Origin of the sequence: Streptomyces sp. x-80 (assembly GCF_046549095.1) — a bacterium.
In the GTDB taxonomy this organism is placed as follows: domain Bacteria; phylum Actinomycetota; class Actinomycetes; order Streptomycetales; family Streptomycetaceae; genus Streptomyces; species Streptomyces celluloflavus.
The window spans coordinates 99,921-120,700 of the sequence record NZ_JAJPWM010000023.1; the positions used below are offsets into that span (position 1 = coordinate 99,921).

The following is a 20,780-nucleotide window of genomic DNA, read 5'->3' on the forward strand; positions in this document are numbered from 1 at the left end:
AGAGCTTCCTTACCTGGGCGAGACGGGCGGGACGTGGGCGAGGAGGCGCCGTGGCGGGCGGCCGGAATTACGGGACGGGGTCGAGGAGTTCGTCGAACGCTGGCGGCAGGCGCTTCCAGGCCGGCGGGCCGCCGGCGAACTCCGCGTCGGTGAGCAGACAGGACGCCAGCAGCGACGCCAGCCCCTCGCGGTCCAGCCCCGGCGAGGTGAAGACCAGATGCTGCGCGCGGTCGCCGTGCTCGGGATGCCAGTCCAGCGCGGCGGCGGCCCGCCGCATCGGCGGCACCAGCTCCCAGGCGGCGTCCGGCAGCGCTGCCAGCCACGGTCCGGCGTTCTCCACGCACAGCGCGCCGCCCGCCGCGTCCCAGGACAGCAGCGTGTCCGGGCGGTCGGCCAGCCAGAACCGGCCCCGGCTGCGCGCCGCGGCGCAGGTCAGGTCCTCCAGCGCCGTATAGAGCCGCTCGGGGTGGAAGGGCCGGGTGTGCTGCCAGACGAACGTGGTGACGCCCGCCGCGTCGGCCTCCTGCGGCAGCAGGGCACAGGCCGGATGCTGGCGCGCCGCGGCCGCCTCGACGTCGAAGCCGCCCATCGCGACGGCCGCCAGCTCCGCCGACTCGACCGGTATCCGGCGCGCGGTGGGGTGCAGCTGCGCGAGCAGCGCCAGATCGGCGGGCTCGGCCGTCTCCTCCCCCGTGGCGAGCGCCAGCACCGGCGCGTACTCCAGCTGCCGCGCCCAGGTGTCCGCGACGGTGCGCCGGTCGGTGGCCGCGGCGGCGAGCCCCGCCTCGGCGAGGTCGTCGCCGCAGCCGAGATAGGGCAGCAGCAGCGCGGGATCGACAGCGGTGATCACGCCGGTCAGCGCCAGATTCTCGCTGCCGCACGCGGTGACCACCTCGGCCATCGCCTTCGGCTCGACCGAGTCCCACAGCTCGACGACCGCCAGCCGGCAGATCCGCCCCGCGGCCAGCCGCTCCAGCTCGGGCACCAGGTCCTCGCGCAGCGCACAGCAGGCGCAGTCGTTGACCAGCGGGGCCTCGCCGGTGTCGAGCGTCCCCCCGGCGTCCCGGACCGTCCGCCGGACGGTGCCGGCGGCGGCCGAGGCGAGGTCGTGATGGAGGGCGACGCTGCCCGGGACGGTGTGCAGCAGCCGCGCCACGGCGGCCCGCCGCGCATCCGCGTGCAGGCCGCCCACCAGGACCACGCTGAGCCGCTCCATCAGCGCTTCTCGCGCGCGGCGTACCGGCGCTCGAACCGCTCCACGCGGCCCGCGGTGTCCAGCACCCGGGCGGTGCCGGTGTAGAAGGGGTGGCTCGCCGACGAGATCTCGACGTCGATGACGGGGTAGGTCCGCCCGTCCTCCCAGGTGACCGTCCTGTCGCTGGTGGCGGTCGAGCGGGTGAGGAAGGCGAAGTCGGCGGCCCGGTCGCGGAAGACGACGGGACCGTACGGGGGGTGGATACCGGGCTTCATGAGGCTCAGCGCTCCTCTCGGAAGGTGACGTGACGGCCGGCGACCGGGTCGTACTTGCGCAGTTCCAGGCGGTCGGGGTCGTTTCGGCGGTTCTTGCGGGTGACGTACGTGTAGCCGGTGCCGGCGGTGGACCGGAGCTTGACGACCGGGCGTAGTTCGTTGCGGGCCATGTGGTTAGTATACGGAAATGGTTTCCATTTTCAATAGGTCCTCACCAGGGCCTCCGACCGGAAGGACCGCACCGTGTCCGCCCACTGCCAGCTGACCGGCCGCAAGCCCGGCTTCGGCAACTCCGTCTCCCACTCGCACCGCCGCACCGCCCGCCGGTTCGACCCGAACATCCAGCGCAAGCGCTACTGGCTGGAGAGCGAGGGCCGGCACATCCGGCTCACGCTGAGCGCCAAGGGCATCAAGACCGTGGACCTGATCGGGATCGAGGCGGCCGTCGCCCGCATCCGCGCACGAGGAGGGCGGGTCTGATGGCGAAACAGAGCAAAATCGCCAAGAACGAGAAGCGGCGGGCGACCGTCGCGCGCTACGCGGCCCGGCGGGCGCTTCTGAAGGCCGTCATCCGCGATCCGCGCACCCCGCGGGCGGAGCGGGACGCCGCCCAGCGCGAGCTGGCCCGCCAGCCACGGGACGCCAGCGCCACCCGGGTCCGCAACCGGGACGCGGTCGACGGCCGCCCGCGCGGCTACTTCCGCGCTTTCGGCCTCTCCCGCGTACGGCTGCGCGAGCAGGCCCACGCGGGCTACCTGCCGGGCGTACGCAAGTCCAGCTGGTAGGCCGGCCCGACCGGCCCGCGCACCGGCCGTCCGGCCCGGGGTACCTCCCCCTGGCCGGGCGGCCGGATGTTCGGGTAATACTGGACAGACTGCCCGCAGGCATACCTGACGAAAGCGAGAGCGCCGTGTTCCGGAACGCCTTCGAACCCTGGCACCTGATCCTGATCGTCGCGGTCCTGGTGCTGGTCTTCGGCTCCAAGAAGCTGCCCGACATGGCACGCGGCCTCGGCCGCTCGATGCGCATCCTCAAGTCCGAGGCCAAGGCCCTCAAGGACGACCGCCCGGCCGCCGAGCCGCACCCCGAGGCCGCCGCCCAGCCGCCGCACCCCCGCCCGGAGTCGACGCCGACCCACTGACCCCCGGGTACGCGCCCGTCGGCGGCCTCAGCTGCCGGCGGCCCCCGACCGGCACGGCGAGTGCGACGAGCGCGACTGCGGCTGCGGCTGCGGCTGCGGCTGCGGCGAGTGGGACGTCGACGGTGCCCGGCGCGGGCTCTCCCCCGGGCGGCCTGCGCCGCGTCCCGCGGGCCCACGGCCCCCGAACGCCCCGGCGGGTCGCGCCACGGCTGGTCGAGCCGCTGCCCCGGTCACGTAACGGCACCGGTACGCCGGTCCGGTGCCCCGCGACCAGGCTCGCCACCCCATCCGTCACCTGCGTCACCGCACTTCACCGCGCATTTCACCGCGCCGCTTCAAACCCACCGGACCGCCGGTCCCCACCAATGAGCGAAAGCGCGGGCCCTCCCGTACCGGACGCGAATTCCCCGCGTTGGTCCTGATATCCGTCGTACGGCCCATCGGGCAGCTTCCAGCCGCAGCGCCGCCGGGCAGCAGAGGTACGACGACGCACGGTCGCGCCGCCGGTATAGCCGGCGGCCGCACCGGCCGGGCGGCCCAGGCCGAGCGGCCCGCCGGACCCGCTCGGCCGGCCGCCGAGGACCCGGCTCACCTCCGGCGCGTACGGCACCTGCGCAGCAGCAGCGCCCCGCCGAGCAGCGCCCCGGCGCCCGCACCGGCCACCGCGCCCGGTCGGTACGCGCCGGTTTCCGCCAGCACTGGTCCTGCCTGTCCTACCGTTTCCGCGGCCCCGGCCCCGGCCCCGGCTCGGGCCCCCGCAACCGCCACCGGCCGCCGCCCCGGCCCGCCCACGGCGCCCGCCACCGGGTCCGGCCGGTCCGACCGTGCGGTGGCCCCGCGCACCACCTGAGGGCGCTGTGCCACCTGAGGACGCTGCGCCACCGGGGAACGCCGCGCGGCGGGCCCGGACCGCTCCCCGTTCCCGCAGGACGTGCCCCCGGCGGGCTGGAGCAGCCCGACCACGGCGACGGTGTTGCCGCAGACGCCGACCGGCAGGTGGACCGGCGCCTGGACGGCGTTCCCGGACAGCACCCCTGGCGAGCGCGCGGCGCCGCCCCTGGCGGTGGCCCCACGCGGCCCGCCGTGCACCGCGTCGCCCCCGGGCCGCCGGTGCCGCCCGCCGCCCGTACCGCGGCCGCCGTCCCCGCACGAGTTGCCCATCCCCGGGTTCAGCGCGCCGACGCCCGCCACCGAGTTGCCGCACACCGTGACCGGCGCGTGCACCGCCACCTCGACGGTGTTCCCGGACAGCACCCCTGGCGAGTGCGTGGCGCCCCCGACGGCGCCGGCGTCCGCGTACACCGGCCCGCCGCTCGCGCCGAGCGCCCCCGAGGCCGCCGCCACGACGAGCACGCTTCTCTTCAGGCTCTGTCTCATGCCTCAGTTCTCCTCTGCACGTCATGCCACCCGGACCGGGCGCCCGCAGCCCGGCGGGAGGTACTCGCACGACCGGGCGGCCGGCAGCGCGAACGCGGTGCCGGCCGCCCGGGAGCACAAGCGGTGGAACGTAGCGGGCCGAACGGCCTCAGCGGTTGCCGCGGCCGTTGGCGGACAGCACCGGGATGTCGTCCACGAGGTGCGACAGCGCCTCGTCGCCCTTGGCCTGCGTCGAGTTCTCGGCGCACTGCTGGTTCTGCGGCGACGCCAGGACGTTGACGTCCTGCACGGTGATCGGAATGAGACCGATGAGCGAGCCGACGTTCACCTTCGCCGGCAGACCGACGCAGAGGTCGTTCAGGGAGCCCTGGACGGCACCGAGCTGGGTGCTCAGCGTGCCGTGCGTCGTGGAGTTGCCGTACGCCGTCTTGGCGCCGTTGCCGTTCACAGTGGTGGTCCCGTGGTCGTTGCCGACCGCCATCGCCTGCGGAGCGGCCGCAGCGGACAACCCGACCAGCGACGCGGCCACAGCCGCACCCGCCATCATCTTCTTCATCGTGCAACCCTTCAGGAGAATGAACTCCCGACTCGGGAGCCCTGTTTGAATAACCGATTACGAGGGTCCGGGTTCCGCACCATCACCCGAACAGATGGAATTCCGCCTTCCGAAAAGACGTCATCCGCCTTTTCGCGGCCCCTCATCCCGCATACGTTATGCCGCTTCCGTCCGCCCGGCGAATATCCCGGGCAATCTCTGCGCGGCGCGGGCAGCGGAAACCCGGGCCGCCCAGAAGAAGGAGGGCTGGGCGACCCGGGCGCTGTGCAACCGGTCAGCGGTTGCCGGCACCGTTGCCGGAGAGGATCGGAATCCGGTCCAGAATGTGCGACAGCGCCTCGTCGCCCTTGGCCTGGGTCGAGTTCTCGGTGCACTGCTGGTTCTGCGGCGAGGACAGGACGTTGAGGTCCTGAACCGTGATCGGGATGAGGCCGATGAGCGAGCCGATGTTCGCCTTGGCGGGCAGACCGATGCAGGGCTTGTTGAGCGAGCCCTGGATCAGACCGATCTGCGGGCTCATGTACCCGGTCGTGGTGGAGTTGCCGTACGCCTGCATCGCACCGTTGCCGTTCACGGAACTGGTTCCGTGGTCGTTGCCGACCGCCATCGCCTGCGGGGCGGCGGCAGCGCCAACACCGACAATGGACGCAGCCGCAGCCGCGGTCGCCAAAGCCTTCTTGATCATTATTGATCCTTCGTGTTTCGGAGTGCCCTTGGGCCGGGCGTTATGCCCAACTCGCAAGGGCGAGTTTGGTTGTGCTCATTCACTCAAATGAGCTTGTACCCTGATCCGTCTTGCCGGTTCGGGCAAACATCATGGGACATGCGGAACGATTCACCGGGTAGGACCAAACGGCACCGGCGGCCTGGAGTTCGGCCAGCTCTCGCGGTGCGCCGGTATACAGCCGATGCGGTGCGATATCCATGCCCGACCACCGGGAATCACCCCACGGCAGCGAAGTTCACGCGGCATCGAATTCCGTACGGCCGAGCGGCTATGGCGCCCACCGGCTGACGGCCGGCGCCCCGCCCGGGAATTACTTGCCGAGCGGCATACCGCCGAGCAGCGGGACGCTCTTGGTGGCCCCCGCGGCGGCACCGACCAGGCCCTTGGGGTCGGCCTTGACGCTGTCCGCCGCACCCTTGACCGACTTGACCAGCGGCTGGAGCTGGTGGCCGTCCAACTGCTTGCTGTTCAGGGCATCGGTCAGCCCGCCGTTGAGGCTCATGGTCGGCGTGGCGGTATCGGCGGCGAAAGCGGGAACGGCCGCGCCGAGCGCCATGACGGAACCGGCAACAACCGCGGCAGACTTCGCGTACTTCACTTCAACTGTCCCTTCTCGGGCGGTGCTTGCTGGGATCGCGGCGGCAGCGCCGCGTGAGCATGCACTTCGCTGCTCTGATCACCGCTTTCCTTATGACTAACGAGACCCGCCGCCCGGAGAAACTCCGAAGTTCCCGGTTCTTGGTGACGCCACCCGAAAGGTGCGCCCCTCACCTTCGCCGCGCACCGGGCCGGACGCCGACCGGCCCCGGCACGCATGGTCTGCATACCGGGGCCGGTTCGGAACGACGCGGCTGGGGTTATTCCGAATCAGGTGTTGAGGCAGTTGTTGCCGAACGCCGGGTTGAGCAGCCCGATGATGTCGATGGTGTTACCGCAGAGGTTGATCGGAATGGCGATCGGGACCTGGATGGTGTCACCGGAAATAACACCGGGAGATCCGACGGCAGCACCCGAGGCACCCGAGTCGGCGAAAGCCGGCGCAGCCGACCCCACCGCCATGAGCGTGCCGGCAGCGACTGCGGCGACCTTTGCGTACTTCACTTTCAGTCCTTCCCGCAGCGGGTCAGTAGCGGACACGTCCTTCGTGCCGCACGGCGCGAAACCTGCTCGCCCGTAACTCCGCTGTCGATGTGGATAACGATTTCCCCTCGCCAACGAAACTCCTGCGGGGAAGTTTTCGGAAAAATCGCCTGAATGATACAAAAACATTTCAGGAGATCACCACCGCGCATAGGACGCGGGAAAACCACCGCAGTTCGAATGGACAAGGGACCGCCGAATACGAATTCCTACCGAAAAGGGGGTCGAGAATTCCCGGCCCAACGGTTCGTAACGCGGTGCCGCAGGCCCGGATCACTCGGGAAGAGAGAGCCGGTGCTCCGAACCTGCGGCCGATAGCCGGCTCAGCGGTTGGCGACACCGTTGCCGGACAGCACCGGGATGCCGTCCAGGATGTGCGACAGCGGCTCGTCGCCCTTGGCCTGCGTCGAGTTCTCGGTGCACTGCTGGTTCTGCGGCGACGCCAGGACGTTGACGTCCTGCACGGTGATCGGGATGAGGCCGATGAGCGAGCCGACGTTCGCCTTGAGCGGCAGACCGATGCAGGGCTTGTTCAGCGTGCCCTGGATGAGCTCCAGCTGCGGGCTCATCTTGCCGTGCGTGGTGGAGTTGCCGTACGCCGTCTTGGCGCCGTTGCCGTTGACCGTGGTGGTGCCGGAGTCGTTGCCGACCGCCATCGCCTGGGGGGCGACCGTCGCCGAGATGCCGACGATGGACGCGGCTACAGCCGTCGTGGCCAGGACCTTCTTGATCACGATTTGCCCTTCTTGAAGCGGAGTGCCCGTATCCGGAGCGCACTGGTCAACTCGCTTAAGAGGGTGCGGTTTCGCCGATTCACCCAAATGCCACGAATCCATAGACACATATCACCGCATCCGGGCGTGGTGGGGCCGTGGGCCTTTGATATTGGGCATGCCAAAAGGCCGATACGCATTCGCGTACCGGCCTTTGTGCCGAGAGGCCCGTCCGAAAGCGACGGGCCTCAGCCACGGGCGGTGGTCAGCCGTTGACGCAGGTGTTGCCGAACGCCGGGTTGAGCAGCCCGATGATGTTGATGGTGTTGCCACAGAGGTTGATCGGCACATCGACCGGGACCTGGATGGCGTTGCCGGAGATGACACCCGGGGAGCCGTACGCGCCACCGATCGCGCCGGCGCCGTGGCCGTGCGGACCGCTGGTGGCAGAGGCCATGCCGGCCCCGCCGACGACGGCGATGCCCGCGATGGCGGACAGGGCAACAGCCTTGGAGACAATCTTCACGGCAAACCTCTTTAACTGAGCAGCGATCAGGGTCTGGAACGCGTCGCTTAGAGCGACAAGCTGCTCAACGCAACAACCGGGGCGGAGGTAGCGGCCCAATCGAGTGAACCTGTTCCTCTTTGTGCCAGGAGTGGCAGTGGTGATACCGAGCCGCTCCGTCGCCCTGGCCCGCTGCCGTTCCCCGCCATCGTCGCACGGTTCGATTGTCAGTGGCGGCATGTGCAATGGCGTATGACGAACGTGGTGAAGGTGACTCACGCCCAGGTGCCGGCCTGGCGGCTGCGGCGGCAGAGCCCGACGCCGCGTACGACCGCCGCTCCGGCTCGCCGGGGTCCGGGCACAGGTAGCCTCCACCGCCGAACCGGCCCTCGCGACCCGGCGGACGGCGCCGGCCACCGATGCCGTGCGGGTGGCGCCGGCGGCGCGTGCTGGTAGTTCCGGCTATCGCAAGTTGCGCAATGACGGCCCTCCAGCGCCGGTATCTCGTCATGATCAATCGCGATGGCTTTCGATGTCACTCGCCGCTTTTCCCTTCAACTAAGGAAGGCAGAAGGACACCGTTGCTGGATCTCAGCTGCGCGTCTTACCTACGTGCCCTTCCGTTGTGACTGCTATGGCCGTGCACGGGCTCGGTGCCAGACCGGTCGCGGAGCCGGAGGCTGATCAGCGCGGTAATCGTGAAGGCGGCGACCTGGTAGAGCATGGCGTGCCGGAACGCGGTGTCCGCATCGGCGGCGGGGGCGTAGTAGGCGAGTCCGGCCGCGGTCACTCCGATGGATCCGCCGAGCTGCTGTGCTGTGGGCAGCAGTCCGGAGACCGAACCGGCGGCGGGGCCGTGCACCTCGGCCAGGACCAGGGTGAACACCGAGGCGGTGAAGGCGCCGAACGCGGCTCCGCCGATGGCCAGCAGGGGCAGTGCCGCCTGGCGTCCCGCTGCCGAGCCGATGAGCGGGGCCAGCGCCAGGCACATCCCGGCCAGTACCAGGGACGCGACGGTGAGCACCATCGGCCCGTGCCGGCGGGTGAGAGCAGGCGCGGCTCTGCTGCCGACGACGGCGGCAGCGGCGAACGGTGCTGACGTCAGCGCGGCCGCCAGGGCCGAGTACCCGACGGCGGACTGAAGGTGGAGGAAGAGCAGGTAGGTGAAGGAGGGCACGCCCGTGTTGAACACGAACACCAGCAGCGTGCCCCTGCGCGCCGACCGGTCACGCAGCACCGCGGGATGGATCAGCGGGTCGGGCCGGTGCGGGAGGCTGTGGACGAAGTGGCCGAGGGCGGCAACAGCCACGGCGAATCCGGCCCATGTCCACCAGGGCCAGCCTGCTTCCCGCCCCAGCGCCAGGGGCAGGACCAGCGCGCCGGCTCCCACGGTGACCAGCAACGCACCCAGCTTGTCGACGCGGAGTCCGGCTGCCCCGCGGGTGCGGGGCAGCGCGGTCGCTCCGGCCAGCGAGGCGAGCGCCACCGGCACGGTGAGGAGCATCACCGGCCGCCAGCCGAGGCCGAAGAGATCGGCACTGAGTACGAGGCCGCCGATCAGGGGCCCGGCCAGGGACGCGACGGCCATGGTGGCGCCATACAGGCCGAGGGCGCGCGGTCGGCGTGTCGCGGGGGTGGTGGCCTGGATGAGCGACAGGACCTGGGGCGCGACCAGGCCGCTGCCCGCGCCCTGCATCAGCCGGGCCGTGATCAGTGATGCGGCGTCGGGGGCACACGCGCCGGCCACCGAGCCCGCGGTGAAGACCACGGTGCCCGCCACGAACAGGCGGCGGTAGCCGTACCGGTCGCCGAGCCGTGCGGCGGGGATGAGCAGGCACGCGTACGTCAGGGTGTATCCGGCGAGGACCAGTTGCACGGCGCCCGGACCGGCGCCCAGGCCGGCCTGTATCGCCGGCGCAGCCACCTGGGCGACAGTGACGTTGAGCAGTTGCACGAAAGTGGCGCTGAGCACCACCGGCAGCACGAGGCGTCCGCCGTTCACGGCAGCAGCGCCGCGGCGAGCTCATGGGGCCGGGCAGCGAACGGGCTGTGGCTGCCCGGGAGGGTGCGCACGGTGAACGGGTTGTCGGGCATGGCCCGGTCGGCTTCCGCGATCATCAGATCCTGCACGGCCATCGGCAGTGCCCGGTCGTCCGCGCAGCGCAGGAAGGTCCGCGGGATGCGCCCCCACCGTTGGAGAGTCACGATGACCGGGGTGGTGGGGATCGCCAGAGGTAGATCGGGGCTCAGTGCCGAGCGCCAGCGGTCGAAGCGGTCCAGGGGGGTGTCGTGGTAGTGAGTCTGCCGCAGTTCCTCGATGTAGGCGGGGTCCTGCGAGAGCGGGTTGATCCGCACGGCGCCCAGTTCCCCGGGGTCGCCGAGGTTCAGGCTCTGGCCTCGTGCCGTGGCGTTCTCGGGCGAGCCGAGGTAGTCGAAGAACCGGGGCCGTCCGGCGGGTACGAAGGCTGAGAGGTAGACGATCTCGTTGACGAGTTCGGGTGCGCGCTCGGCGGCGAGTGACGCGGGGCCGCCGCCCGCGCTGTGCGCGACGAGCACGACACGACGGTGGTGGCGGGCCTGGCGCAGCGTGTCCAGCACGGCCTCGGCGCTGTCGTCCATCGTCACGGTGGCGAGCGCAGACTTCTCGATCAACAGGCCCGGCTGGCCCGGCTGGAGGTATCCGCTGGGCAGTGGCGCGTCGAAGCCGTGCCCCGGCAGGTCGACGGCCATGCTCGCGGCACCGAGTGCGGCGAGTGCACGCTGCGTCGCCGCCCACTGCCCGGAACCGTGCCAGGCCCCGTGCACGAAGACGAAGACGGTGTCTGTGGAGGAAAGAGCAGTCATGACCGCATTCCATGCGACCCGACCCCGATCATCCATCGAAAGATCTGACAAGCTGACCTACGATACATATGAGATATGGATGGGAGGCTGACATGGAGGCGCGGCACCTGCGATACGCACTGACCCTCGCCGAGCACGCACACTTCGGCCGGGCGGCCGGTGCGCTGGGCATCGCGCAGCCTCCGCTGTCCAAGCAGATCGCCGACCTCGAACGGGAAGTGGGCGCCCGCTTGTTCGACCGCACCCGCCAGGGGGTGTTCCCGACAGCTGCGGGTGCGGCCTTCCTCTCCCGGGCCCGCAGGGCACTCGACGAGATCACGGCGGCCTCGGTCGACGCGGCCAGGGCAGCACGCGGCGAGACGGGACGGCTGCGCCTGGGGTTCATCGCCTCGGCGCTGCTCGAACCCCTGCCGGACGTCCTCGGCCGGTTCGGCCGCGAACGGCCCGACGTGCGGCTGGAACTGCACGAGATGGCGACCAACCGCAGCACGGCCGCGCTCGTCGCCGGCAAACTTGACGTGGCGATCGGCCTCGGCCGTCCACGAGGCGTCGGGGCCGAGCAGTTGGTATCGGTCCCGATCGGACACGACCACCTGGTCGCGGTCGTGAGCAGCACGCATCCGTACGCGGGGCAGTCGTCCGTGGACGTGGACCAACTGCGGCGACAGCCGCTGATCGTGGCGCCGGGCGAGGACGAGCCCGCCGTCGTCACCGGCCTGCGGACCCTGCTGGGCAAGGACTCCCCGGCGCTCTCCGGCGCGACCGTCGCGAGGGACATCCACACCATCATCGGCCTCGCTGCCTGCGGGGTGGGCGTCGGTCTGGGGCCCTCCCGCATGCTGACGGCCCCACGACGGGGCACGTGGTTCTGCGAGGTGACCCCGCACACACCTCTGCCCGATCTGGTCCTGTCCTTCCAAGCCCGGGACCGCTCCCCGGCACTGAACGCCTTCCTCGACATCATCCGCCAGAACTGCCCCGAGGTCGGTGCCGCGCTCGACCACCGGCTCCGCCCACTCGGACCACAATGAAGAAGGCGACGGTGCCTCGACTCCTACCTGACTTTGCCTCGCCGGACGAGTGGGAGGAGTTCACCGCCGTTCCTGTGCTTCGGCACCGAGCTCCGCCGCACTGCCGGCACGACTGAACCAGAACCCCATCGCACGTTCATCCCCAGGCGTCAGCTGCGGTGAGCGATCTCGGCGGCGTAGTTGTTGTCCTGGCCGCCGATGCGTCTCCAGGTGTCGGCGGTGTTCTGGTGAATGCCGAGCAGTCGGCTCACTATGACGGCGGGCAGCTCGGAGGCCAGCTCGACGAGGGCAGTGCTGCGGGCCATGCGCGGCCGAACACCGAGCGGGTGGAGGCGGCGGACCAGCTGGCTGCGGCTGAGGTGCTGACTCGGGAAGCGGCCCGGAAGCAACCAGCGCTCCCCGGCTGTGTCCGTGGCCATTGCCCGGACGTGGAGCGTTCGGATGTAGTCGTCCAGAGACAGGGGCATCTGGGCCGGGACCTCTCCGAGCCGGAGCAGCACCGTGCTCGGGCTGACCTCCACGTGTTTGGCGGCGAGGGCAACGATCCGGGACAGGTCCTGGGCGAAGAGGAGAGCGAGGAGTCCGGCTGCTTTGTCGGACACCGGGATCTCGTCGTCGTGGATGAGCCGGTTGACCAGCTGCCAACGGGTGTCCCTGGCGATGAGTTGACCGGTGAAGGTCGGGATGGCGAGTCCGACAGCCATCTGCCGGGTGTGTCCATTGCGGCTGGTCCAGGCGAGAAAGCCGTGTACCCGAGGGCCGCGGGCGGGGTAATCGTCCAGCCAGGCGTCCAGAAGGTCCTGGGTACATGCGCTGAGGGCGACATTCTGGGTGCGGAGCCAGTTGGGCAGCCGCACTACCTGGGTGACGTAGGCGCGGACGCCATGCGCTTGCGCCTGGCTGACCGGGCGGCGCTGAGAGAAGCGACGGAGGCGACGCAGCAGGTGCCAGGTGACGTACGCCTGGAGCACCTTGCGGCTTTCCGGGGCACGGACCTGTGCGGTCCTTGTCGGCAGCCAGCGTTCGAGGGCGGCGAGTTGCTCGTCGCGCGCGGGCAAGGCGCCGCCGGCGACCAGGTGCATGCGGAGGTTGTCGATCACCTTGGCCGGGCGCAGGCCGTCCAAGGTGCCATGGGTGACCGGCCCGCCCATTCCGGCCAGGGCGCGCAGGACGCTGAGCCGGGCGGGGCGGCGGTTCAGCCAGTACAGCAGGTTGGTGCCGGGTTGCCTCAGCAGGGCGTTGAAGACTGGCTCGATGCCGGGGCGCATGCGTCCCTCGACGCTGAGTACTTCTCGAAGGCGTGCGCGGGCAGCGCAGTCGGGGCACAGGCCGTGGTGGTGCAGGTGGGTGGCCGTGCCACACGCGCTGCACGGCCGTTTACGGGCCGGGTGGTGGCGCCAGCAGGTCGGGCACAGTTCGTCTCCGTTCGGTGCGATGGCCTGGATGCGCAGCGTCCGGCCGCACTGGGCGCATGGGCGGTGTGTTGCGCCGCAGGAGGAACACAGCGGCTCGCCGTCGGCCGTTCGGTAGCCGACCTGGTTGTCGCGGTGGCAGCCGACACAGATCGCGCGGGGCGTCGCTTCCTGGTGCACGGGACGCAGATGGGGGCGTCGGTGGAGATGTGTGGGCACGGGCACTGTTCCCCGCACTCGCTGCAGGTCGCGGTCGGGTATTGGTGGCAGCGCCGGCACGGCGGGCGGTCGCCTTCGCGGGCCTGGATGTAGTGGCGTTCCCGCATTGCGCGCAGATCTGGTGGACAAGTGGGTTGTGGTGCCGGCAGGTCTGGCATGAGGGCTCGCCGCCGTGGGTGCGGCCCATCACCGGCCGGTCGCGTCCGCATCTGGTGCACGGTTGCGTGCGTACGGCGGACCTGCATTCGGCGCAGCAGCGGAGCCCGTCGCGGGTGCGCGGCATCGGCACGTTCCGGCCGCAGTAGGGGCACGCCGGGGCTACCAGGTTCACGGCTCCTCGCTCCCGGAGAGCGGCGATGAGGTGCAGGACCTTGACCGGGTCGTGGGCGCCTTGGCCGGTCAGCAGGTCGGGACGGTCTTCCAGGGCCCACAGCAGCTCGCGCTGCCGGGCCGTAACCGGCTCAACAGCTCGGACGGCCTCGGCAATCGTCTGTTCGGGCAGGTTCGGGCAGAGCTGCTGGATGACCCGGCACAGCCCTTCCAGCGGGTCGGCGCCGTCGTCCGGGGGGTGAGCACGGCAGCGGGGCCGCCCTTCCCGGTCCCGGGTCCTGAACTCGTGGCGGCCGCAGACGGCGCAGGGGTTCGCCTCGTGCCGGCGCCGCCCCGCACAGGTGTCGCAGATGCGGGACGCGCCGTCGGGAAGGACAGCGACAAGGAGGCGCGCCTGGTCGCAGGCCCCGCAGCGCGGCTGCTGGACATGCACGGCGCCCTGCTCGCGCAGTGCCTGGACGAGCCGTTCGACGATGGTGGGCGACTCCGACCGCCCCTGTGTCAGCCACGACAGGTCCCGCAAAAGGAGCTCGGCAAGCTTCCGCCGCTGGGCGCCGACGGGAAAAGTCGCCCTCACCACGGACCGGATCAGTTCGGGGGTCAGGGCTGGTTCGACGGCGCCGACCGCCTCCGCGATCACGCCCTCGGGATCGGTGGCATAGCGGGGCAGGGCGGAAGCGTCCACGGGCTACTCCCCTGCGGGCGTAATACGGGCGCGCTTGGGCCGGTACTCGCCGACCCCGGCGGCCGGGCCGGCAGCCGCGCCGTCGCCTCCCGCCGCTGCCGTCTTCCTCCACGCCGCCCGAGCGGCCATCGGTTCGATCAGGTCTTCCATACGGCACTGGAGGATGTCGAGCAGCGCCATCAACGTGAGCAGGCTCAGCCGTTCCGGCCGCTCGACCACCAGCCGGTAGACCTGGCTGGCCGACAGGTCGATGCCGCGTTCAGCCAGCAGGGGCCGCAGATCGGTGGTGGAGAACATGCCGCGGGTGGTCATGACCTCCCGCAGATGCCACCGATAGTCCAATTTCGTCGTCACGTCGTCTCCCTGATGGCCCTGGTGCAGGGCTTGGTCCAACACCTTGCGCATCATCGTGTTCATGAAGTCACCGCTCACGCCGGTGGAGAGCGCAGTCGTCGAGGCGTAGCGGTGGCCGACCTGCCGCTGGATGAACGCCGGGTCGGCGCCGTCCTCCATCTGATGGGTGACGTGACCGTGCCGCAGGCAGTGCGGCACGAGATCGGAGTCCAGGCCCAAGGCACCGCGGTACTCCGCGAAGCGGTCCTCGATCTCCCGGCTCTGGAGCCGGCCGCCGCGTTCAGTGGGCCACAGAGCCGTCCCGGCCGCGGCACGGTAGCGAGGGCGGATCTTGGTGACGTAGTCGTCGGCCGCTTCCACGGCCCAGGGCATCAACGCTCAGGACGGTCCGACGACGAGGCGGAGAGCCCTTGGACCGCTTCCCGTACCGGACGTGGAACGACCCGAACCGGCCAAGCTCCGGCGCCTTCGGATTGCGGTACCAGTCGTTGATATCCAGCTTCGACGCCTCAGTGCATCGCAGCCCCCAGCCATAGATGACCTTGAAGACGGTGGCATCCCGGTACGCGGCCAGCGCCCCTTTGCGGCCGAGTCTGATAGCGCGGTCGACCTGATCGTCGGCGTAGTCGAGGAAGAGCTGAATCTCCTCCCGGGTCATCGGCCGTCGGCCCGCCTTACCCTCGTAGTCGACGAGGTGTCCGGCGGTGTTCCACTCGTGGCAGATCTGCACCGGGTGCGTGCCGAAGCGTCGTTCGCACTCCTGCGGCCACAGGTAGTGCGGCGAGGTGATGTAGTCGCAGAACTGGCGAATGGCAGTCTGGTAGCCGCGGATCGTCGACTCCGAGCGGTGAAGCTCCGCGATCAGGTATGTCGTCCACTCGTCCATCGCTGCGGCCGACCAGCTCCACGGGTACGCCTCGGCGAAGTCGTTGAACTGACGCACCACGCGTAGACGGTCGCTGATCGTTACGCCTGCAGTCGCCGGCCTCCACGCTGCTGCCGCGTCCAACCGTCCAACATCGCTTCGAACACGGCGTCTTCGAGGTGCAGCAGCGTCACGCCGTTCAGCAGCACCAGCCGGGCGGAGCCCTCGCTCAAGTCCGCGGTCGTCACGCATCCCTCTTTCTCAGGGTGCGCGAATCATGCATCAGATGGCTGATTCGCGGCAAGAGCGCAGGTCGGAAGTCTGCCTCGCTCACCATCAGGAGGCACGTTGATGCCGCAGATCCCCGGCTCGGACAGCCCAGATTCACGCATCAAATGCAATTCCCCGGAGTCTTCGTTGGTCAGGGCCTGGGCGATGCGCGGCACGCTGCGTCTGCGGCCGGCGCGGTGGGCGGCGGCGTATCTCGCGCTGCGGGACACCGCCCGGACCTGGGTAAAAGCCGTCCTGACAGCGGGCTTTCGGGGTGAGCCCGCGGCCGCTGGAGGGCCGCGGCGAGGCCGTCGACGAGGCTCTGGACGGTCGATTGCCGACCCCGCGGGTGCCAACCGACGCGATGCCGGCGCACCCCGGTCCGGTGGTCCGGGCGAGCAGTCGGCTTCCGGGTGGGGCACCGCGCTCAAGCCACCGGCCTGGGCGGGGCGGCTGTACCAGGGGGCTGTCCCAGGGGCGGCACGTCACCATCACCTCGCCGCGTTCGTGGATACCGGGGTGGCGCGGCCTGCCGGACCCGGAGGAGGCCGCGGCAACGGCGATTCCGGCATATCTCGGGGCGCACGGCCCGGCGGCGCCCGCGGTGTTCGACGCCTGGCTGCCGCGCGGGGCGCCCCGTAGGGCCGTGCTGCGCGGCTGGTTCGCCGGACACTCAGGGACCGGCTGACGGCGGCCGCGAGGTGGACGGCGTGGGCGGGGCTTCCGTACGGAGCGAGGACGCCGCCGACGCGCCGACCGGGGCAGAACAGTCGCGGGAAGTGCGTCTGCCGGCCGGTTCCGGTCAGTACGTCCTCGGGCCCGGTGCCGCGGACACCCGGCTGATCGTGGCCGGTCGGCGCACGGCGGTGAGCCGGGCGACCGGCTGGATCTCGCCGGTGGTGGTCCACGGGGGCCGGGTGGCCGGGGTAGGGGAGTTCACCGACGAGGCGGTGGCGGTCACGCTCTTCGCGGAGCGCGGCGAGGTCCCGCGGGCGGGCCTGGTCGGAGGCCACCCAGCTCGCCCGCCGCACGGGACACGAGCGGGCCCCGCGGGTGCGTACGGAGTGCTGCGGCGGCCGGGGAACGCGCCGAAAGCGCTGGTCGGGGCCATTGTCAGACCCTGGTGGAAGACTCGGGGGTATGAGATGGGCGGTGGCGGAGACGGGCGACGGGGGTGTCCGTCTCTGCCCACTCGCTCCGGACGGCAGGCCCGCCGGTCCGGTGCTGCGGGAATCCTCGTTCGCCGAGGCCGTGCGGGCGCGCCCCGAGGTGGAGCGGTGGGTGTGGCGGTCCACCCAGGAGACGTACCGGCGGCTGCTGGCGGCGGGCGTACGGATCGAGCGCTGCTACGACGTCGAGGCCGCCGAGGCGCTGCTGATCGGGCACGAGGAGGGGCAGTCGGGCCAGCCGCACTCGCTGGCCGCGGCGTGGGCGCGGCTGCGCGGACTGCCGGTCCCGGAGGACACGCCGATGCGGGCCGCCGAGCCCCAGCCGTCCCTGTTCGAACCGGGCCCGGTGCCGCTGCCGCCCGGCACGGACGAGTTCACGGCGTTGCTCGACGTCTACGCGGACCAGGTGGCGCGTACGGCGCGGACCGAGCATCCGGAGCGGATGCGGCTGCTGCTCGCCGCCGAGTCAGCGGGGATGCTGGTCGCCGCGGAGATGGGGCGGGCCGGGGTGCCCTGGCGGGCGGATGTGCACCGCGAGCTGCTGGCCGAACTGCTGGGCGAGCGCTATCCGGGCGGGCTGGAGCCGCGCCGGATGGCGGAGCTGGCGGAGGAGGTGTCGCGGGCCTTCGGGGAGGGGGCGCGGGTGCGTCCGGATCTGCCGAACGAGATCATCAAAGCCTTTGCCGGCGCCGGGATTTCGCTCACGTCGACCCGTAAGTGGGAGCTTCAGCAGATCGACCATCCGGCGGTGGCGCCGCTGCTGGCGTACAAGACGCTGTACCGCCTGCACACCGCCCATGGCTGGGCGTGGTTGCAGCAGTGGGTGCACGACGGCCGGTTCCGGGCCGAGTACCTTCCCGGCGGTACGGTCTCCGGCCGCTGGATCACCAACGGCGGCGGCGCGCTCCAGATCCCGAAGGTGATCCGGCAGGCCGTGCTCGCCGACCCGGGATGGCGTCTGGTCGTCGCCGACGCGGCCCAGATGGAGCCGCGGGTGCTGGCCGCCGTGTCCCGTGACCGCGGTCTGATGGAGGTGGCGGGCAGCGGCGAGGATCTGTACGCGGGTCTGGCGGCCCGCGCGTTCGGGGGCGACCGCGCCCTGGCCAAGCTCGGTCTGCTCGGGGCCGTCTACGGCCAGACGTCCGGGGACGCGCTCAAGCACATGGCCGATCTGCGCCGCCGCTATCCGGCCGCGGTGGCGTATGTCGACGAGGCGGCGCGCGCGGGCGAGGAGGGCCGTCTGGTGCGCACCTGGCTGGGGCGTACCAGCCCGCCCGCGTCCGTGACGGCACCCGACGAGGCGGGGCTGCCCCAGGAGGAGGCCCCGTCCACCGGTTACGGCAGCAGCTCGGCGGCCCGCGCCCGCGGCCGCTTCACCCGCAACTTCGTGGTGCAGGGCAGCGCCGCGGACTGGGCACTGCTCATGCTGGCCGCGCTGCGCCAGTCGCTGTCCGAGGCCGGGCTCCGGGCCGAGCTGGTCTTCTTCCAGCACGACGAGGTGATCGTGCACTGTCCCGCGGAGGAGGCCGGGACGGTGTCCGCCGCGATCACGGCGGCGGCCGCGACGGCGGGCCGGATCGCGTTCGGGGAGACCCCGGTCCGCTTTCCGTTCACGACGGCGGTGGTGAACTGCTACGCGGACGCGAAGTGAGGGTGGCCTCGGGGTGGGAGTAGGGGAGGAATCGGGGGTGGCGGGGCGGTACGGGGGACCGCGGCGGGGGATGCAGTGATCGGGCGGCGGGATCGGGGGCTGCCGCGACGGGGGACGAAGGGGGACGCCGTGCATCGTACGGATCGACTGCGTGCGCTGGTGGGGAAGTTGTGGGCGGCCCTGGTGGGGGCACCGGGGCGGCGCTCCCGCCGGGGGCCGGCCGCGGAGCGGGCGGAACGGAGGGAGCGGAGGGAGCGGAGGGAGCGGGCGGGGGCCTGCCGGGGCGGAACGGGCGAGCGGGACCCCGTCGGGGCCGGGCGGGAGGTCGTCGTGGCTGTGCAGGGCGATGTCGTGGCGGGCATGCGCGCCGGACGGGCGGCGCGCCGTGGGTGGCGGCAAGGTGGAGGCATGAGTGGCGTGAGCGGAGCGGGCGGGCCGGCGGCGACGGCCGGCGGGGCGGAGATGGCGCGACTGCGTGCCTGGTGGTGGCATCGGCAGGGGCTGGACGGCCGGCTGCGAGGCGCCCGTCCTGACGCCGTACTGGCCGAGACCGGCTGGGCGCGCTCGGTAGGCGGTTCCGGTCCCTATCTCGGGCTGTTCGCGCGCGCCGGGACGGACCGGGCAGCGGTCGACGAAGCCGTCGCCCGCCTGGAGATCCACGAGCTGCCGTCCGCCCGCGGCTGTACGTATGTCCTGCCCGCCGCCGACTACGCGCTCGGGCTGCGCGCCGGGACGAGCGCACCGGAAGCCGACCTCGCCGCTGCCGTCGAGCACTTGGGGGTGACCGAGCGGGAGATCGACGCGCTCGGTACGGCGGTGCTCGGCGTGCTGACGGCCGCCGGGGCGCCGCTCGACCCCGCCGCGCTCAAGAAGGCGGTCGGTCCGGCCGTACGCTCCCTGGGCGAGGCGGGCAGGAAACGCGGGGTGACGACGACGCTGCCACTCGCCCTCGGCCTCCTCCAGGCGCGCGGCGCGATCCGCCGGGTGCCGGTCAACGGCCGTCTGGACCAGCAGCGTTACAGGTATGTGCGGTGGTCGCCGTCCCCCCTGGGGGAGCGGACGAGTGCGGGACCGGGGCGGGCGGGCGACGTTCCCGGACGGCTCTCCGACGACGCGGGACCGGATCTCACGGGAGCCGCCCCCGCCCCCCTTCCCGCTCCGGCTGTCGGCCCCGGCAACAACACGGAGACCGTCCCTGACGCCGGCCGGGATGCCGCGCGGTCCGCAGCGGACCGGGTGCGGGCCGAGTTGGCGCGGCGGTACTTCGCGTGGGCGGGGCCGGCCTCGCTTCGGCACTTCCGGTGGTTCTCGAACCTGACGGCGGCCGCCGCCAAGACGGCGGTGGCCGGGCTGGGGCTGGTTCCCCTCCCGGATCCGGCCCCCGTTCCGGACGGTTCTCCCACCGGCGCGGTGCTGCTCGCCACGCCGGAACAAGCCGCCGCGCTGGCCGACTTCGCCGTCCCGAAGGAGCCTCAGTACGCGCTGCTCGCCGGTAACGACGGAATCCATCTGCTGCACCGCGACTTCGGCCGCCTGCTGGATCCGGCGGACGCGGACCGCGCCGTACCGGGCGGCAAACCGGGCAGCGTGCTCGGCGCCCTGTCCGACTCCCCCACCCATATGATCCTGGACCGCGGCCGCCTGGTGGGCCTGTGGGAGTACGACCCGGACGCGGGGGCCATCGTCTGGACCTCGTTCGTACGGCCAGACGCCGCGCTGCGTACGGCGGTCGCCACGACCGAGGTGTTCGCACGCGACCAGCTCGGCGATGCCCGCAGCTTCAGCCTCGACTCCCCCAAGAGCCGCGCCCCGCGCATCGCGGCGCTGCGGAAGGGGGGTGCGTGACGGCGGCTCGGTCCACGAGCCTGGCGCGGTTGTGCCGGCCGGCCCGATTGCCTCGTACGGCCTGTGTGGCCCGTGCGGCTCTTCGGCTCCGTGCGGCTGTCCGGGTGGGGCGGCGGGCGGGGTGTCGCGGTCGCCCTGGGCTGTGCTTCTGGGCATCGCCCCGGGACCGGTTCCGGAGACCGCCGCAAGGGTGCCGATCCGGTTTGGCGGCCCCCTGACCTGCGGGCGTGCCGGGCGGCGAGGCCCGTCCCGATCCGTCCCGTACGCCTTAAACTCCCCGAGCAGGGGGTCGCGCCGCGGGTGGGCCGATATCCGGTCCGGGAAAGGACCAGCGTTGACCGATACCGGAGAGGCTTCTGATACCTCGGGCGGGTCAGGCGCTCTGCGAGCCGGCGCCGCCGGCCGACTTCGCTCTCGTCATCTCCGACGAACTGCTTCCGCAGGAGGAACAGGACGCGCTTCAATCCCTGGGCGTG

At 71.5% G+C, this 20,780-nt stretch carries 23 protein-coding genes and 1 pseudogene; 6 read left to right on the forward strand and 18 right to left on the reverse strand.

The features are described from left to right. Positions 1-67: 67 nt before the first annotated feature. The 3 genes from ACLJWH_RS34870 to rpmG are packed head-to-tail and all read right to left on the reverse strand — an operon-like array spanning position 68 to position 1,640. Entirely contained in the window at positions 68-1,216 is a 1,149-nt protein-coding gene (locus ACLJWH_RS34870) for a CobW family GTP-binding protein (protein WP_411145799.1), read from the reverse strand. Next, positions 1,216-1,470, reverse strand: coding sequence for a type B 50S ribosomal protein L31 (locus tag ACLJWH_RS34875; RefSeq protein WP_411145800.1), 255 nt, complete (start codon positions 1,468-1,470; stop codon positions 1,216-1,218). The genes ACLJWH_RS34870 and ACLJWH_RS34875 overlap by 1 nt, the downstream gene beginning before the upstream one ends. Before the next feature lie 5 nt (positions 1,471-1,475). Beyond that, positions 1,476-1,640 (reverse strand): 50S ribosomal protein L33, encoded by a 165-nt coding sequence (gene rpmG / locus ACLJWH_RS34880; RefSeq protein WP_052861459.1) that lies wholly within the window; start codon positions 1,638-1,640, stop codon positions 1,476-1,478. 73 nt (positions 1,641-1,713) lie between these two features. On the opposite strand from rpmG, the gene rpmB reads away from it, so the two are divergent. The 3 genes from rpmB to tatA all read left to right on the forward strand — a co-directional run bounded on the left by rpmB (position 1,714) and on the right by tatA (position 2,611). After that, entirely contained in the window at positions 1,714-1,950 is a 237-nt protein-coding gene (gene rpmB, locus ACLJWH_RS34885) for a 50S ribosomal protein L28 (RefSeq protein ID WP_052861458.1), read from the forward strand. Continuing rightward, entirely contained in the window at positions 1,950-2,255 is a 306-nt protein-coding gene (rpsN, locus tag ACLJWH_RS34890) for a 30S ribosomal protein S14 (protein ID WP_411145801.1), read from the forward strand. Before rpmB ends, rpsN begins: the two co-directional genes overlap by 1 nt. Positions 2,256-2,380: 125 nt before the next feature. Beyond that, the gene (gene tatA, locus ACLJWH_RS34895; RefSeq protein WP_411145802.1) at positions 2,381-2,611 is read left to right on the forward strand and encodes a Sec-independent protein translocase subunit TatA; all 231 of its coding nucleotides are present in this window, start codon (positions 2,381-2,383) and stop codon (positions 2,609-2,611) included. A gap of 588 nt (positions 2,612-3,199) precedes the next feature. On the opposite strand, the gene ACLJWH_RS34900 is transcribed toward tatA, so the two are convergent. The 9 genes from ACLJWH_RS34900 to ACLJWH_RS34940 form a co-directional block, all read right to left on the reverse strand. After that, positions 3,200-3,988 carry a chaplin gene (locus ACLJWH_RS34900; protein WP_411145803.1) on the reverse strand — a complete coding sequence of 263 codons (789 nt, stop codon included), beginning with the start codon at positions 3,986-3,988 and terminating at the stop codon, positions 3,200-3,202. 148 nt (positions 3,989-4,136) lie between these two features. After that, complete coding sequence (locus ACLJWH_RS34905; RefSeq protein WP_411145804.1) at positions 4,137-4,544, reverse strand: rodlin; 408 nt, start codon at positions 4,542-4,544, stop codon at positions 4,137-4,139. A gap of 274 nt (positions 4,545-4,818) precedes the next feature. Further along, positions 4,819-5,229 (reverse strand): rodlin, encoded by a 411-nt coding sequence (locus tag ACLJWH_RS34910; RefSeq protein ID WP_411145805.1) that lies wholly within the window; start codon positions 5,227-5,229, stop codon positions 4,819-4,821. A gap of 352 nt (positions 5,230-5,581) precedes the next feature. After that, positions 5,582-5,869 carry a hypothetical protein gene (locus ACLJWH_RS34915; RefSeq protein ID WP_052861446.1) on the reverse strand — a complete coding sequence of 96 codons (288 nt, stop codon included), beginning with the start codon at positions 5,867-5,869 and terminating at the stop codon, positions 5,582-5,584. A gap of 269 nt (positions 5,870-6,138) precedes the next feature. Continuing rightward, the gene (locus tag ACLJWH_RS34920) at positions 6,139-6,372 is read right to left on the reverse strand and encodes a chaplin (protein ID WP_411145806.1); all 234 of its coding nucleotides are present in this window, start codon (positions 6,370-6,372) and stop codon (positions 6,139-6,141) included. 362 nt (positions 6,373-6,734) lie between these two features. Then, a complete protein-coding gene (locus ACLJWH_RS34925) occupies positions 6,735-7,145 on the reverse strand; it encodes a rodlin (RefSeq protein WP_094793855.1) in 411 nt (136 codons plus the stop codon). Positions 7,146-7,389: 244 nt separating this feature from the next. Then, positions 7,390-7,650 (reverse strand): chaplin, encoded by a 261-nt coding sequence (locus ACLJWH_RS34930; RefSeq protein ID WP_411145807.1) that lies wholly within the window; start codon positions 7,648-7,650, stop codon positions 7,390-7,392. Positions 7,651-8,233: 583 nt separating this feature from the next. Beyond that, positions 8,234-9,631: an MFS transporter gene (locus tag ACLJWH_RS34935; RefSeq protein WP_411145808.1), complete on the reverse strand. Its 1,398-nt coding sequence runs from the start codon at positions 9,629-9,631 to the stop codon at positions 8,234-8,236. Further along, entirely contained in the window at positions 9,628-10,473 is an 846-nt protein-coding gene (locus ACLJWH_RS34940) for an alpha/beta hydrolase (protein WP_411145809.1), read from the reverse strand. The genes ACLJWH_RS34935 and ACLJWH_RS34940 overlap by 4 nt, the downstream gene beginning before the upstream one ends. A 92-nt stretch (positions 10,474-10,565) precedes the next feature. On the opposite strand from ACLJWH_RS34940, the gene ACLJWH_RS34945 reads away from it, so the two are divergent. Then, complete coding sequence (locus tag ACLJWH_RS34945) at positions 10,566-11,504, forward strand: LysR family transcriptional regulator (protein WP_411145810.1); 939 nt, start codon at positions 10,566-10,568, stop codon at positions 11,502-11,504. A gap of 149 nt (positions 11,505-11,653) precedes the next feature. Here ACLJWH_RS34945 and ACLJWH_RS34950 read toward each other — a convergent pair whose 3' ends face one another. From ACLJWH_RS34950 to ACLJWH_RS34975, 6 genes and pseudogenes are all read right to left on the reverse strand, one after another. Then, entirely contained in the window at positions 11,654-13,135 is a 1,482-nt protein-coding gene (locus ACLJWH_RS34950) for a hypothetical protein (RefSeq protein WP_411145811.1), read from the reverse strand. A gap of 1,018 nt (positions 13,136-14,153) precedes the next feature. After that, complete coding sequence (locus ACLJWH_RS34955) at positions 14,154-14,504, reverse strand: helix-turn-helix domain-containing protein (protein ID WP_411145852.1); 351 nt, start codon at positions 14,502-14,504, stop codon at positions 14,154-14,156. Between the two features lie 153 nt (positions 14,505-14,657). Continuing rightward, positions 14,658-14,876, reverse strand: a pseudogene (locus ACLJWH_RS34960) (site-specific integrase); the annotation flags it as partial. Further along, positions 14,785-15,450: a hypothetical protein gene (locus ACLJWH_RS34965; RefSeq protein WP_411145812.1), complete on the reverse strand. Its 666-nt coding sequence runs from the start codon at positions 15,448-15,450 to the stop codon at positions 14,785-14,787. The pseudogene ACLJWH_RS34960 and the gene ACLJWH_RS34965, both read right to left, overlap by 92 nt. A 20-nt stretch (positions 15,451-15,470) precedes the next feature. Then, positions 15,471-15,617, reverse strand: coding sequence for a hypothetical protein (locus ACLJWH_RS34970; protein WP_411145813.1), 147 nt, complete (start codon positions 15,615-15,617; stop codon positions 15,471-15,473). An 824-nt stretch (positions 15,618-16,441) separates the two neighbouring features. Then, positions 16,442-16,600, reverse strand: coding sequence for a hypothetical protein (locus ACLJWH_RS34975; protein WP_411145814.1), 159 nt, complete (start codon positions 16,598-16,600; stop codon positions 16,442-16,444). Between the two features lie 179 nt (positions 16,601-16,779). On the opposite strand from ACLJWH_RS34975, the gene ACLJWH_RS34980 reads away from it, so the two are divergent. Together ACLJWH_RS34980 and ACLJWH_RS34985 are read left to right on the forward strand one after the other, a co-directional pair. After that, the gene (locus ACLJWH_RS34980; RefSeq protein ID WP_411145815.1) at positions 16,780-18,459 is read left to right on the forward strand and encodes a bifunctional 3'-5' exonuclease/DNA polymerase; all 1,680 of its coding nucleotides are present in this window, start codon (positions 16,780-16,782) and stop codon (positions 18,457-18,459) included. A 408-nt stretch (positions 18,460-18,867) separates the two neighbouring features. Continuing rightward, on the forward strand, positions 18,868-20,304 hold the full coding sequence (locus ACLJWH_RS34985; protein ID WP_411145816.1) for a DNA glycosylase AlkZ-like family protein: 1,437 nt from the start codon (positions 18,868-18,870) through the stop codon (positions 20,302-20,304). Positions 20,305-20,780 lie beyond the last annotated feature (476 nt).

Coding starts and splice junctions, on each gene's coding strand:
- ACLJWH_RS34870 (WP_411145799.1), bottom strand. CDS start 1,216: ATGGAGCGGCTCAGCGTGGTCCTGGTGGGCGGCCTGCACGCGGATGCG.
- ACLJWH_RS34875 (WP_411145800.1), bottom strand. CDS start 1,470: ATGAAGCCCGGTATCCACCCCCCGTACGGTCCCGTCGTCTTCCGCGAC.
- rpmG (WP_052861459.1), bottom strand. CDS start 1,640: ATGGCCCGCAACGAACTACGCCCGGTCGTCAAGCTCCGGTCCACCGCC.
- rpsN (WP_411145801.1), top strand. CDS start 1,950: ATGGCGAAACAGAGCAAAATCGCCAAGAACGAGAAGCGGCGGGCGACC.
- ACLJWH_RS34900 (WP_411145803.1), bottom strand. CDS start 3,988: ATGAGACAGAGCCTGAAGAGAAGCGTGCTCGTCGTGGCGGCGGCCTCG.
- ACLJWH_RS34905 (WP_411145804.1), bottom strand. CDS start 4,544: ATGAAGAAGATGATGGCGGGTGCGGCTGTGGCCGCGTCGCTGGTCGGG.
- ACLJWH_RS34910 (WP_411145805.1), bottom strand. CDS start 5,229: ATGATCAAGAAGGCTTTGGCGACCGCGGCTGCGGCTGCGTCCATTGTC.
- ACLJWH_RS34940 (WP_411145809.1), bottom strand. CDS start 10,473: ATGACTGCTCTTTCCTCCACAGACACCGTCTTCGTCTTCGTGCACGGG.
- ACLJWH_RS34945 (WP_411145810.1), top strand. CDS start 10,566: ATGGAGGCGCGGCACCTGCGATACGCACTGACCCTCGCCGAGCACGCA.
- ACLJWH_RS34980 (WP_411145815.1), top strand. CDS start 16,780: ATGAGATGGGCGGTGGCGGAGACGGGCGACGGGGGTGTCCGTCTCTGC.
- ACLJWH_RS34985 (WP_411145816.1), top strand. CDS start 18,868: ATGAGTGGCGTGAGCGGAGCGGGCGGGCCGGCGGCGACGGCCGGCGGG.